This window comes from Pseudomonas sp. P1_F1_2, from assembly GCF_056405815.1.
This window is the reverse complement of record NZ_JBFUBK010000151.1, coordinates 1-12,048: the sequence shown is the minus strand read 5'-3', so window position 1 is coordinate 12,048 and position 12,048 is coordinate 1. Positions and strand designations below refer to the sequence as shown.

The 12,048-nt window shown below is 59.2% G+C and carries 15 protein-coding genes; 5 read left to right on the top strand and 10 right to left on the bottom strand.

Annotated elements, in window-relative coordinates; translation table 11 throughout:
• Nucleotides 1–110: 110 nt before the first annotated feature.
• The gene (locus tag AC1D2P_RS28840) at nucleotides 111–1,463 is read right to left on the bottom strand and encodes a GntP family permease (RefSeq protein ID WP_046032002.1); all 1,353 of its coding nucleotides are present in this window, start codon (nucleotides 1,461–1,463) and stop codon (nucleotides 111–113) included.
• A gap of 82 nt (nucleotides 1,464–1,545) precedes the next feature.
• Nucleotides 1,546–2,079, bottom strand: coding sequence for a gluconokinase (locus tag AC1D2P_RS28835; RefSeq protein ID WP_477757836.1), 534 nt, complete (start codon nucleotides 2,077–2,079; stop codon nucleotides 1,546–1,548).
• Between the two features lie 214 nt (nucleotides 2,080–2,293).
• Here AC1D2P_RS28835 and gntR point away from each other — a divergent pair, with 214 nt between their 5' ends.
• The 3 genes from gntR to AC1D2P_RS28820 all read left to right on the top strand — a co-directional run bounded on the left by gntR (nucleotide 2,294) and on the right by AC1D2P_RS28820 (nucleotide 4,724).
• Nucleotides 2,294–3,325, top strand: coding sequence for an HTH-type transcriptional regulator GntR (gntR, locus tag AC1D2P_RS28830; protein WP_109785102.1), 1,032 nt, complete (start codon nucleotides 2,294–2,296; stop codon nucleotides 3,323–3,325).
• Between the two features lie 56 nt (nucleotides 3,326–3,381).
• Nucleotides 3,382–4,014, top strand: a complete 633-nt coding sequence (locus AC1D2P_RS28825; protein WP_046032005.1) for a glutathione S-transferase family protein — start codon at nucleotides 3,382–3,384, stop codon at nucleotides 4,012–4,014.
• Nucleotides 4,015–4,169: 155 nt separating this feature from the next.
• The gene (locus AC1D2P_RS28820; protein ID WP_477811710.1) at nucleotides 4,170–4,724 is read left to right on the top strand and encodes a hypothetical protein; all 555 of its coding nucleotides are present in this window, start codon (nucleotides 4,170–4,172) and stop codon (nucleotides 4,722–4,724) included.
• Nucleotides 4,725–4,959: 235 nt separating this feature from the next.
• Here the strand turns inward: AC1D2P_RS28820 and AC1D2P_RS28815 are convergent, their stop codons facing one another.
• The 4 genes from AC1D2P_RS28815 to AC1D2P_RS28800 all read right to left on the bottom strand — a co-directional run bounded on the left by AC1D2P_RS28815 (nucleotide 4,960) and on the right by AC1D2P_RS28800 (nucleotide 8,485).
• A complete protein-coding gene (locus AC1D2P_RS28815; RefSeq protein ID WP_460164316.1) occupies nucleotides 4,960–5,973 on the bottom strand; it encodes an ABC transporter substrate-binding protein in 1,014 nt (337 codons plus the stop codon).
• The gene (locus tag AC1D2P_RS28810) at nucleotides 5,970–6,497 is read right to left on the bottom strand and encodes a sigma-70 family RNA polymerase sigma factor (RefSeq protein WP_258666944.1); all 528 of its coding nucleotides are present in this window, start codon (nucleotides 6,495–6,497) and stop codon (nucleotides 5,970–5,972) included. Before AC1D2P_RS28810 ends, AC1D2P_RS28815 begins: the two co-directional genes overlap by 4 nt.
• 116 nt (nucleotides 6,498–6,613) lie before the next feature.
• The gene (locus AC1D2P_RS28805; protein ID WP_477757837.1) at nucleotides 6,614–7,405 is read right to left on the bottom strand and encodes a phosphate/phosphite/phosphonate ABC transporter substrate-binding protein; all 792 of its coding nucleotides are present in this window, start codon (nucleotides 7,403–7,405) and stop codon (nucleotides 6,614–6,616) included.
• 138 nt (nucleotides 7,406–7,543) lie between these two features.
• Nucleotides 7,544–8,485 (bottom strand): fatty acid desaturase, encoded by a 942-nt coding sequence (locus AC1D2P_RS28800; protein WP_223525665.1) that lies wholly within the window; start codon nucleotides 8,483–8,485, stop codon nucleotides 7,544–7,546.
• 335 nt (nucleotides 8,486–8,820) lie between these two features.
• On the opposite strand from AC1D2P_RS28800, the gene AC1D2P_RS28795 reads away from it, so the two are divergent.
• Nucleotides 8,821–9,240 (top strand): GNAT family N-acetyltransferase, encoded by a 420-nt coding sequence (locus AC1D2P_RS28795; RefSeq protein ID WP_477811709.1) that lies wholly within the window; start codon nucleotides 8,821–8,823, stop codon nucleotides 9,238–9,240.
• Nucleotides 9,241–9,281: 41 nt separating this feature from the next.
• On the opposite strand, the gene def is transcribed toward AC1D2P_RS28795, so the two are convergent.
• The 3 genes from def to AC1D2P_RS28780 all read right to left on the bottom strand — a co-directional run bounded on the left by def (nucleotide 9,282) and on the right by AC1D2P_RS28780 (nucleotide 11,145).
• The gene (gene def, locus AC1D2P_RS28790) at nucleotides 9,282–9,821 is read right to left on the bottom strand and encodes a peptide deformylase (RefSeq protein WP_477757838.1); all 540 of its coding nucleotides are present in this window, start codon (nucleotides 9,819–9,821) and stop codon (nucleotides 9,282–9,284) included.
• Nucleotides 9,818–10,780, bottom strand: coding sequence for a YihY/virulence factor BrkB family protein (locus tag AC1D2P_RS28785; RefSeq protein ID WP_046032013.1), 963 nt, complete (start codon nucleotides 10,778–10,780; stop codon nucleotides 9,818–9,820). Before AC1D2P_RS28785 ends, def begins: the two co-directional genes overlap by 4 nt.
• Nucleotides 10,781–10,953: 173 nt before the next feature.
• The gene (locus AC1D2P_RS28780; protein WP_109785095.1) at nucleotides 10,954–11,145 is read right to left on the bottom strand and encodes a CsbD family protein; all 192 of its coding nucleotides are present in this window, start codon (nucleotides 11,143–11,145) and stop codon (nucleotides 10,954–10,956) included.
• Nucleotides 11,146–11,345: 200 nt separating this feature from the next.
• Between AC1D2P_RS28780 and AC1D2P_RS28775 the strand changes: the two genes are divergently transcribed.
• Entirely contained in the window at nucleotides 11,346–11,723 is a 378-nt protein-coding gene (locus AC1D2P_RS28775) for a hypothetical protein (protein ID WP_046032015.1), read from the top strand.
• Nucleotides 11,724–11,895: 172 nt separating this feature from the next.
• Here AC1D2P_RS28775 and AC1D2P_RS28770 read toward each other — a convergent pair.
• On the bottom strand, nucleotides 11,896–12,048 hold a 153-nt coding region (locus AC1D2P_RS28770; protein WP_477811711.1), incomplete at its 5' end, for a hypothetical protein.

Genomic DNA, 12,048 nt, shown 5'->3' with positions numbered 1-12,048 from the left:
GTGGCATTCCCACGCAGAGCGTGGGAACGATCATTATTGTGTTCAGCCTTGAAATCGATCACCCACAAAAAAACCGCATCGCTGCGGTTTTTTTGTGTCTGCTAATCGACTTACACGAACATCGACAGCAACAAGATAAAGCCCAGCGCAACCACGGACAGGATGGTTTCCATCGCGGTCCAGGTCTTGAAGGTTTCCGCCACGGTCATGTTGAAGTACTGCTTCACCAGCCAGAAGCCCGCGTCGTTGACGTGAGACAGGATCAACGAACCGGCACCGGTGGCCAATACCAGCAGCTCACGGTTCACACCCGGAATCATCCCCACCACCGGCACCACAATGCCTGCGCCAGTAATGGTTGCCACGGTCGCCGAACCGGTCGCGATACGAATCACCGCCGCCACCAGCCACGCCAACAGAATCGGCGAAATCTGTGCATTCACCGCCATGTGGCCGATCACGTCACCCACACCGCTGGTCACCAGCATCTGCTTGAAGCCACCACCGGCACCGATGATCAGAATGATCGCGGCGGTCGGCGCCAGGCTCGCGTCCAGCCATTTCATCATTTGGCTGGAACCGATGCCCTGCTTGTAGCCGAAGGTGTACAGCGACAGCAGCAATGCCAGCAGCAATGCCGAAATCGGGTGACCGATCAGGTCCATGAAAGCGCGGAAGATGTTGCCATCGGGCAGCACCACGTCGGCAAACGTCTTGAGCAGCATCAAGAACACCGGCAGCAGGACGGTCACCAGCGTGATGCCGAAGCTCGGCAGTTCAGCCGAATCCGTTTCGCGCGCCAGTTGATCCACCAGCTCCTGGTTCGGATGACCGGGAATGTGCTTGGCAATGAACGTACCGAAAATCGGGCCAGCGATGATGGCGGTTGGCAACGCAACGATCAGGCCGTACAGAATGGTTTTACCAATGTCGGCACCGAACACACCGATCGCCAGCAGCGGACCCGGGTGCGGCGGCACCAGGCCGTGTACGGCGGACAGGCCGGCCAGCAACGGGATACCGATCTTGATGATCGACACGCCGGTGCGGCGGGCCACGATGAACACCAGCGGAATCAGCAGCACAAAGCCGATTTCGAAGAACAGCGGAATGCCGACCAGGAACGCGGCGAACATCATCGCCCACTGCACCTTGTCCTTGCCGAAGGCGCGGATCAACGTCTGCGCAATCTGATCCGCACCGCCTGATTCGGCCATCATTTTGCCGAGCATGGTGCCCAGCGCGAGGATGATGCCGACGAAACCCAGCACGCCACCGAAGCCGTCCTGGAACGCCTTGATGATGGTGCCTATCGGCATGCCGGAGGTCAGCCCGAGGAAGGCTGCGGCGATGATCAGTGCGAGGAATGGGTGCAACTTGAACTTGGTGATCAAGACGATAAGCCCGATCACCGTGACCACTGCATCGAGCAGCAGGAACGTCTCGTGGGACATGCCAAACATTAGGGGTGTCTCCTGGTTGTTGTTGTTATTAAAGCGGGTAATTCGCACGCCATCAGGACAGCGCTATCTTTTCCGGGAACGCTCATACAGCGTGTTTCAGGCCATGGGCCTGCCACCAGACATGCGCCTGTGCGGCCAATTGCTCGACGCTGTAGACCGATGCATTCAGCGCCAGGGTCAACGGCTCGCCCACGGGCGATTCAAGGGTGGCGAACTGGCTTTCGATCAATGTCGACGGCATGAAGTGGCCCGGGCGGTGGGACACGCGGTCAGCGGCGACTTCAGGGGTCAGCTCAAGGAACACGAAACCCAGGCCCGGCAAGGCACTGCGCAAGCGCTCGCGATAAATGTGCTTGAGGGCCGAGCACGTCAGCACCGGGCGTTCGCCCTTGGCATCGATGCGGCGCAGTTCATCGCACAGGCTGTCGAGCCAGCCGGCACGGTCTTCGTCGTTCAGGGGGATACCCGCGCTCATCTTTTCGATATTGGCGGCAGGGTGGAAAGTATCGCCTTCAATGGCAGTGGCGCCGCTGAGTCGGCACAAGGCCTCGCTGACGCACGTCTTGCCGCAACCGGCAACGCCCATGATGACCAGGGCGGTGATGGGATGATTCATGTAACACCTCAGCGCGCAGACAGCGCTACCTTTGCCAGTTATGACACTAGACCAAAAGCAGTAGTTGCCGACGCCTTCTTGTCATTTTTGTGGGTTGCAGCATGTTCGTTCCCAACGCCAAGAAGCGAGGTTCAGGCAAAACTCGCTTACGCATTTGCAGCTGCTTCGGGACAGCGCTACCTTAGTGCCTTGAATTTTGTTTGGCAAGCCGTCGATGACCCCAACTAAAAACGATAAAAATACGCGCACCACTGGCCGCCCTACCCTCAATGAAGTTGCCCGACTGGCCGGCGTCAGCCCGATCACCGCCTCCCGCGCCCTGCGTGGCGTCAGCACGGTGGCCATCGAACTGGTGGAAAAAGTCCAGAAAGCCGCGCTGGAACTCAACTATGTGGTCAACCCCGCCGCCCGCGCCCTGGCCTCGGCCCAGAGCCATTCGGTGGTGGTGTTGGTGCCTTCATTATCCAACTTGCTGTTCATCGACACCCTGGAAGCCATTCATCAGGTTTTGCGCCCCAAAGGCTTCGAAGTGCTGATCGGCAACTTCCATTACTCGCGCGATGAAGAAGAAAACCTGCTGCGCAACTACATGGCGTATCAGCCTCGCGGTCTGTTGCTGACCGGTTTCGACCGCACCGAAAGTTCGCGGCGGATGATCGAGGCGAGCAACATCCCGTGCGTGTACATGATGGAACTGGACAGCGCGGCCGGCGTGAACTGCGTCGGCTTCTCACAACTGGCGGCCGGCGAAACCGCTGCCGGGCACTTGCTGTCCCGTGGCCGCAAGCGCTTGGCCTACATCGGCGCACAACTGGACCAGCGCACCTTGTTGCGCGGCGAGGGTTTTCGCAAAGCCCTGCAAAAGGCCGGTTTGTACGACCCGGATCTGGAAGTGCTGACCCCGCGCGCCTCCTCCGTCGGATTAGGCGGAGAACTGTTCCTGCAACTGCTGGCCAGTCACCCCGATGTCGATGCGATCTTTTTCGGCAACGACGACCTGGCCCAGGGCGCACTGCTCGAAGCCCTGCGCCATGGCATCAAGGTGCCGGAACAAATAGCCATCCTCGGCTTCAACGACCTGCCCGCCTCCGCCCACATGGTCCCGCGCCTGAGCAGCATCAACACACCGMGAGAGGCCATCGGCCGGCGCTCGGCGGAATTGATGCTGACCCTGATGGCCGGGAATAGCGTGGCCAAACCGGTGCAAGACATGGGGTTTGAGTTGAAGGTGCGCGAAAGCACGTGATTACGTTTTCAACTAACCTTAAAGTCCCGAAGCGTATTCGCTAACGGAGTAGCTCAATGGACCCTGTACTGAAGATTCTCGGCAAAGCCTCGTCAATCAATGTCAGAAAAGTCCTCTGGACCTGCGAGGAACTGGGCATCGCCTACGAACGCGAGGACTGGGGCAGCGGTTTTGCCTCAACCCATAGCCCGGAATTCCTCAGGTTCAACCCCAATGCCCAGGTGCCAGTGATCATCGACGGCACCGTCGTGCTGTGGGAATCCAACACCATCTGCCGCTATCTGACCGGCAAACACCACAACACTCACCTGCTGCCACACGAACCGCTGGCGCGCGCGCGCGTGGAGCAATGGATGGATTGGCAAGCAACCGACCTCAATTCGTCCTGGAGCTACGCGTTTAGCGCATTGGTGCGCAAAGACCCGGAATATCAGGACCCGCATCGCATCGCCGTCGGCCTGCGTGGCTGGAACCAGAAGATGGACATTCTTGCCCATCAGCTCTCGGCAACCGGGGCGTTTGTCACCGGGTCCGAGTTCACGCTGGCGGACATTGTCGTCGGGCTGTCCGTCAATCGCTGGTTGATGACGCCGATGGAACGGCCGGACTTCCCCGTCATCGACGAGTATTTTCAGCGCCTGGCCCAACGCCAGGGCTTCTTGAAACACGGATGTAACGGCCTGCCTTGACGGCGCGGCGGTAGATCTCTGCCGCCTGACGGCAACCCCTGACCGCCGGACCTGCGCCCTCCCCTTGCAAAGCCTTTGCAAACCCGAGGCTTTGCGCTGCGGCACAGTATTTGCTCCTGCCCATCGGTCAGCCATTACCCACAGGTCTACCCATCATGTTGGTCAGTGCAAAACAAGTCCAAATGCTTCCCCTGCCCAAGCGTCCCGGCGAAGATCCGGCCGCCGAAGCCGCCGCCGGTCTGCAAAGCGGCTTGCAGGGTGCAATGATGCAGGCTCTGCAAACCAACGTGCAGGCGCAGGTGCAATCGTCCGCGACCCAACAGGCCACGCAACAAGTCAGTGAGGCGAGCAAAATCAGCGACAACGTTGATGAAGCGTTCGCCAAGACCCGCGTGGCGCTGCAAGMCGCCGATCCGTCCAAAGTTCCGGCCGATGTCAAAGCCCAGTCCTCCGACAGCGCGGCCATGACCGACTTCAAGGACTACATGAGCAAAACGCCGGAACAGCGTCTGCGCGACAGTATCCTGAAGGAGATGGGCATTACCGAGGAAGACTTGAAAGCCATGCCGCCGGAGAAACAACAGGCAGTCGCCCAGGAAATCGCCGATCGCCTGCAGGACAAAATGAAACTGGCGCAGGTCGAGAAAGAAGCCGGCAGTAGCGAAAAAAGTGGCACTCAAGTAGTCGACAAGTTCCTGGCATCGCTTTAACGGCACATACCACACCCGTTTTGTAGCCGCTGGCGCAGCCTGCGTTCGGTTGAGCAGCAGCCGTAAATCCGGTTTACGCGGTCCGACAGAAGAACCGGGCATTCGGATTTTACGGCTGCTGCGCACCCGAACGCAGGCTGCGCCAGCGGCTACAGCGAATGTGTCGCTGCGAGAATCAGTTCAGTTGCAACGTCGAGTTGAACTGGCTGATCGCATCGACGACGTGCCCGATAAACTACAAGCTTGCACTCACCTTGGTCGCCACCTCCCCCGGCACCCAAGCCTTCCACACCTGCGGCTGCTCACGTAAAAACGCCTGCGCCACCTCACGCGGTGGCAGGCGTTTTTCGCTCATTTGCCCCAGCGTCCGGTTCAACAAATCGATCGGCAAATCGACCTTTTCAAAGAACGCCACCAGGTCCGGGTACTGCGCCTTGAACGGCGCAGACACACCGATGGCCAGGCTGGCAGGCATCGAGCGCGTGCCCTTGGGATTGGGATTGCTGGCATCAGCCAAGGTCTTCCAGGCGTCGGCGTCGAATGGCGGCTCGTCCAGTTTCACCAGTTTGAAGCGCCCCAACAGCGGTGTTGGCGACCAGTAGTAGAACAACACCGGTTTGCCACGGCGGATCGATGAAGCGACCTCGGCATCCAGCGCCGCACCCGAGCCGGTGCGGAAGTTGACGTAGCTGGCGGTCAGGTCATACGCCTTGAGCTTCTGGCTGTTGACGATCTCCGACGTCCAGCCCGTGGGGCTATTGAGGAAACGACCGCGGCTCGGGTCTTCCGGGTCGCGAAACACATCCTTGTACTTCGCCAGGTCTGCAACGGATTTCAGTTCCGGGGCCAACGGTTTGATGCCTCGTTCCGGGTCGCCCTTGATCACGTATTCCGGCACCCACCAACCTTCGGTGGCACCTTTGACGGTATCACCCAAACCAAACACCTTGCCCTCGGCAGAGGCCTTGACCCACGCCGGACTGCGCCCGGCCCACTCTTCGCCGATCACCTGAATGTCGTTTTTGGCCAGCGCCGCCTCAAGACTGACGGTGCTGCCCGGCAACGTGTCGGTCGGGTAGCCGTAACCTTTCTCGACAATCAGGCGCAGGATTTCGGTGATGAGGCTGCCGCTCTCCCACGTGATGTCGCCGAAGTGAATCGGCGCGGTTTTCTCCGTCGCCGAGACCGCGCCGACGCTAAGGCTCAGCGCCAACAGCGAACTGCCGAGCAGGGTTTTGATCGATCTCATGCGGACCTCTTGTCTAACAGGAATTGGTTGGCGCTGTGGCGATCGCACAGCGCTTGGGAGCGGGTCATGTAAACGCTGACCGAACGCTGGGAAATGCCCAGCTCGACGGCGATTTGCGGGTAGGTCAAACCGTCGACGCGAGCCAGCAGGAAGGTCGAACGGACCTTGCCCGGCAAACGCTGCAGGCTGTGATCGAGGCGGTTCAAGGCTTGTGAGACCTGCGCGAGTTCTTCGGGCGAAGCGGCGCAATCCGCATCGATCTGCTGCAGATGCAGGCGCTCCAGATCCGCACGCCGCCAGCGCTGATAGAGCAGGCGTTGGGCGATGGTGGTGAGCAAGGCGCGGGGTTGGCGAATCGCGCTCAGACCGGGCGCTTCAAGCAGTTGTACGAAGGTGTCGGCGGCAATATCTTCGGCGCCCGCCACGTCCTGCAGATGACGGCGCAGGTAAGTGCAGAGCCAGCGGTAGTGGGCGCGGAACAAGCCGTCCACAGAGTGACGATGGGATAGATCGGGGCCGGACATAGGGGCTCCTGGGTTAGGGGTCGCTGAATGTCCGGTGATCCGGTGGTGCGATCCTAACAAGGAGCCTTATTCTTTAATAATATTTAAAAGGCATTTTTATATTCTTTTTAAGAATTTCAACGCAAGCGACCATAACCCGACATTTCAGCCTCTTGCTGGTAGTCGAGTACCACCTGATAGTCGCTTTCCTCTGCGGGCAGTACTTCCTCAAGTCCCAGGATTTCGACGACGTCAGGCAATTCTTTCAAGGTTTGATTCATGACGAGCCGAAGCTGTTCAACCTGTTGATCACTCGCCGCCGCCGTCGTGATAAAGGGCAACGTCGGACTCAATGCACTGCGCGCGATGACGTGCAGCCCCGCGACCTCTTCTTCGGCGTACCGCGCCAGATAGGCGTAAGTGACGCTATCAATGGCCGCCAGGTCGGCCAGGTCTTCACGCAGCCAGCGCAGGCTTTCGCGGTGGCTGCCGCTGATGGCCACGCTGGCAAAGAACTGGCCGTCGCGATGCAGCGGTGCCAGTCGATGCCGCAGCAGGTTCATGCCGCTGTTGGAATCTTCGCCATTGATCACGCCACGACTGTCGCGAAAGTCAGGCAAGGTCCGCCAAGCGTCATCGGCACGACTCAACAGCAAGCTGCAATGGTTGCCGCCGCTGCTGTCCGGCAGTTCATAGCGAGGCCGTCCGATCACCCGGACCCGCCCGCGCAGCGCCGTCATCAGTGGATAGCCGCAGGTTTGGGTCAGCAGCAGATGCGGAGAGAGCCAGAGGTCTGTCAGTGACAGGTCTTTGGCATCAAGACGATCGCTGCCGAGCCGTTCAAGGATTCGCGTCAACCAGCGTTCATTGGCCTGGCGGATCGGCTCTGGCGCGACGTACATCAGTAATTCGGCAATGTGTTGAGTCATCGAAATCTTCCAGACAACCAATAACCCTGTGGGAGCGGGCTCGCCCGCGATAGCGTTAGACCAGTCATCAGATGCGTTGGATGTGAAAAAGCGATCGCGGGCAAGCCCGCTCCCACAGGGTTCAATGGTGACTATGCATTAGCTAAACGGATGCTGTGGGCTGTCGATGGCCCTCACACCGTTCTCACGCCACAACTGCCCATAACCCTGCACCAGAAATCCGCCACTGCGCGCCAGCCACTGCTCGCGGCGTGCCCGGTAAGCACGCGGCAAGTCGTACCACGCCAACCCCGGCAAGTCGTGATGCACCAGATGAAAATTGAGGTTCAGAAACAACCAGCGCCACGGCCACCCGGCCTCATTGAGCACCGTACGCTGCTCGGGTTCGGCATGCGGGCGATGCTCATAATAGGAGCGAATCATCGCAATCGACAGCGCCGGCACGCTGATCAGGAACAGGTAATGCCACACCGGCAACACGCTGTAGCGGGCGATGAACACCAGCATCAGAATCGTCAGTGCGCCATGGCTCAGCCACATCAGCCACGCCTGTCGCTGACCGGCTTTCAGTCGCTGCCACTCCTCCCGGGCCAGTGCCAGCAAGGCCAGCGGCGCACCGAGAATCAAGCGCCCCAGGACGGTTTTGTTCAGCCAGTGCAGGCCCTGCTCGAACAGCGAACGGCCCTGCCACTGTTCGACGCTCAGGTAGCGACTTTCCGGATCGCGACCCGGCAGGGTCAGGTCTTCGTCACGGTGATGCAGCAAATGGCTGTCGCGATAAAGGGTGTAGGGATACCAGACGGCGAACGGCGCATAACCGAGGACTTTGTTCAGCGAGGTCCAACGGGTCGGGTGACCGTGCAGCAATTCGTGCTGCACCGACAACCACAGCACCAGCAACGGAATCAGTAGCAGGGTGCTCCACCACACGCCCAAACGGTCACCCGCCAGGACAATACTCAACCAGCCGCCGTACACGCCGATCAACAACAGCCAGGTCGGCCATTCGGTGCGGGCCGTCAGACGTTGACGCAGGGTTTCGATTTCTTCTCGATGGGCACTGTCGAAGTAATGGGGCATGGCGTTGCTCAGATCGGGACCAGTCCCCTTCTGTGCAATAGCCTTGGGAAATCTTGCAGATTATTTGGTTATTTCGTTAGACGTGCCGCAGGAGCCCGATTGCCGGGCTCCCTTGTCGCAGGATCAATGACCGAACACATCCACCTTCTTGGCCTTCTTGTCTGCGCGCTTTTCGATGGCGGTTTTCGCCGGCTTTTTCTTCGCTGCTTTCTTCGAATCCATACCTTTGGACATGATGCGTACTCCACTCACAGGGATGTGAGATCAGGTATACACCTATCGTTGCGCGCGCGTTCTTTTATAATCGCCCGCTTTGCACACCGACAGCCCAAACCATGCCAGACACTCAGTACACCGTGCTCGACGAGCCGCTATGGCCGCTGATGAACAAGTTTTATCGCGCTCACCAATCGTCGATGAAAGCCGTGCRCGACGCTCAATTGTGGGTCGCCCGGCGCGAAGAAATCGTCGGCGCATTGTGTTTGCGGCCGGTAGCGGGCGGGCATTGGTTGACGGGGCTGTTTGTTGATCCGGCCTGTCGCGAACAAGGGGTGGCCGGTGCGTTGATTGCGGCGGCGGTCAAGGACCTTGAACTGCCGGTGTGGCTGTTTTGCCACCCCGATTTGCGTGATTTTTATGAACGTCGCGGCTTTGTTTTCGATCCACAAATGCCTTACGCCATGGTCGAACGCCTGAGCCGCTATGCCCGCAGCAAACCGATGATTGCGATGGGGCTGGAACCGCGCACAACCTGAACACACCGCCGCTCTTACAAGGATTGGGGGCGCCTACAGGATCAATCGTCGGCGTTGGGATCAAGGTCCGGGAACATGACTTCGGTAAACCCGAACTTGCTGAAGTCGGTAATGCGCGACGGGTACAGACGGCCGATCAGGTGATCGCATTCATGCTGCACCACACGGGCATGGAAGCCTGAAGCCGTGCGCACGATCGGCTCGCCCTTGGGGTCGACACCCTCGTAGCGAATTTGCTGGTAACGCTGCACCGCGCCACGCAGGCCGGGCACCGACAGGCAGCCTTCGAACCCCTCCTCCATCAACGGGCTCAGCGGCGTGATCAACGGGTTGATCAGAATTGTCTGCGGCACCGCTTCGGCGTCGGGATAGCGCTCGCTGTGCTCGAAGCCGAAGATCACCAATTGCAGGTCGACACCGATTTGCGGCGCCGCCAGGCCGACCCCACCGACGCTTTCCATGGTCTGGAACATGTCGGCGATCAGTTGCCACAGCTCGGGGCTGTCGAACATTTCGGCTGGCACCGGCGGAGCAATGCGCAGCAGGCGCTCATCGCCCATTTTCAGGATTTCACGGATCATTTGATGACTTCGTCAGTGGGTGTTTTAACCGAATGATCGCGTCCCAGCCCGGAAACGTGATGTTTCTCTTCGTGGCCAGGACCGTGCTCGCCGGCAACCTTCTCGCCCGGGTCCTTGCCCTCGCGCGACATGTGCTCGATCACCGCATTCATCTCCGCACCGAGCAACAGCACTGCGGCGGAAATATAGAAGTACAGCAACAGCACGATGATCGCGCCGATACTGCCATACATGGCGTTGTAGTTGGCGAACTCCTTGACGTACAAACCAAAGCCCAGCGACGCGATGATCCACACCACCACCGCCAGCACCGAGCCCGGGGTGATGAAGCGAAACTCCTGTTTGACATCGGGCATGACGTAGTAGATCAGCGCCACCGCGACCATCAACAGAATCACGATGACCGGCCAGCGAACGATGGTCCACAAGGTGACGATAAAGTCTTCAAGGCCAACTTGCGAGGCAATCCAGCCCATGACTTGCGGCCCGAGGACCATCAGCGCGGCGGCGGCCAGCAGCATCCCGGCAATGCCGACGGTGTAAATGACCGACAGTGGAAAACGCTTCCATATCGGCCGGCCTTCGACCACATCGTAGGCGGCGTTCATCGCACTCATCATCAGCCGCACACCGGCAGAGGCGGTATACAGCGCAATCACGATACCCACCGAGAGCAAGCCGCCCTTGGATTGCTGGAGCTGGTCAATCACCGGGTTGACCTGTTCCAGCGCCTGGGGCGGCAAGACCAGTTCCGATTGCAGGCGTAGCCAGGAGAAAAAGTCCGGCAGGTGCAGGAAACCGATCAGGGCAATCAGGAACAGGATGAAGGGAAACAGCGAAAACAACATTTGATAGGCCAGCGCCGAGGCATAGGTCGACATCTCATCGTCGATGAACTCGGTGACCGTGCGCATCATCACACGGTGCAGGGGCAGGCCTCTCATGTCCGGGAAAATCATTAGCGTCTCCATTCGCCGCAAGAGGGGTTGGAAGTCGTGGCGACTCAGGGGGCTGATTTCTACAACAAAGTAGCCTACTTGGCGACTTTGAAACAATTTCCTCGTTCAAGTTCAGGCTGACACAAAAACGGCCATCGATGGATGGCCGTTTGCAAGACGTTTCACACGTCGGATCACGCCTTGTCGATGCCTTTTTTGAGCGCATCCTTGGCTTTGCCGATCGCTTGCTGGGCCTCGCCTTTCCTTTCCTGCATCACGCCTTCGGAGCGCATTTTTTCGTTACCGGTGGCCTTGCCGACGCCTTGCTTGACGTTGCCGGCGGCTTCATTGGCCAGGCCTTTTACTTTATCGCCCGTGCTGCTCATGGTGATTCTCCTGTGAACGTTTCAATGAGAAAAAGTCGTTACACAAGGATTGACCGGGGGCATTTGCGCGGAGTTTCATTTATTTGTGCCGCCCATTTCGTCGATCTCAGCAGGTTGGGCTTTATGTTTGCCGACCAACACCCGAGAATGCGCAACGTATTCAGGCCATGGCGCTGACGATCCAACCCCGTAGGAATGTTATGAAACTTGATAAAAAGCAGGCCATTGCCCGCAGAAACCAGGAACTTGGCGGTGCCGTGCTGGGCGTCAACAACTGCCATTTCACCGAATTGAACCGCAACCGCAACATCTGGTGGTTCGATATCCCGGTCGCGCGCCTGGCCGTTGGTCAGTACGAATGGGTTCACTTGCTGATGCACACGCCGGACACCGACGAGTTGCTGCACCTGAAAGTGCCGACCGTGTTCCTGCGCGAGAAGCTTGAAGGCCTGGTGGTGCGCAATGAAGGCAAGCGCAAGGCGGCCTTGAGCCTGGAGCTGAGTGCCGACAAGGATTCGTACTTGCAGGACATGCGCCCGGCGGGCACCAACGTCAACTTCGCGCCGTTCCGCCTCTAAGAGAGCGCCAGTTCGTTAAGAGATCGTTCCCACGCTCTGCGTAGGAATGCCGCCCCGGACGCTCCGCGTCCAATGCCGGGACGCAGAGCGTCCCGGGATGCGTTACCACGCAGAGCGTGGGAACAATCAGGTTGGCAACAAAAAGCCCCGCATCTGCGGGGCTTTTTGTGTGTTACGCGCCGACCTTTTTCGCGGCGATTTTCTTCAACTCTTCATCGCGCAGTTCACGACGCAGAATCTTGCCAACGTTGGTGGTCGGCAGCGCATCGCGGAACTCGACGGCACGCGGCACCTTGTAGCCGGTGACGTTGGCACGCATGTGCTC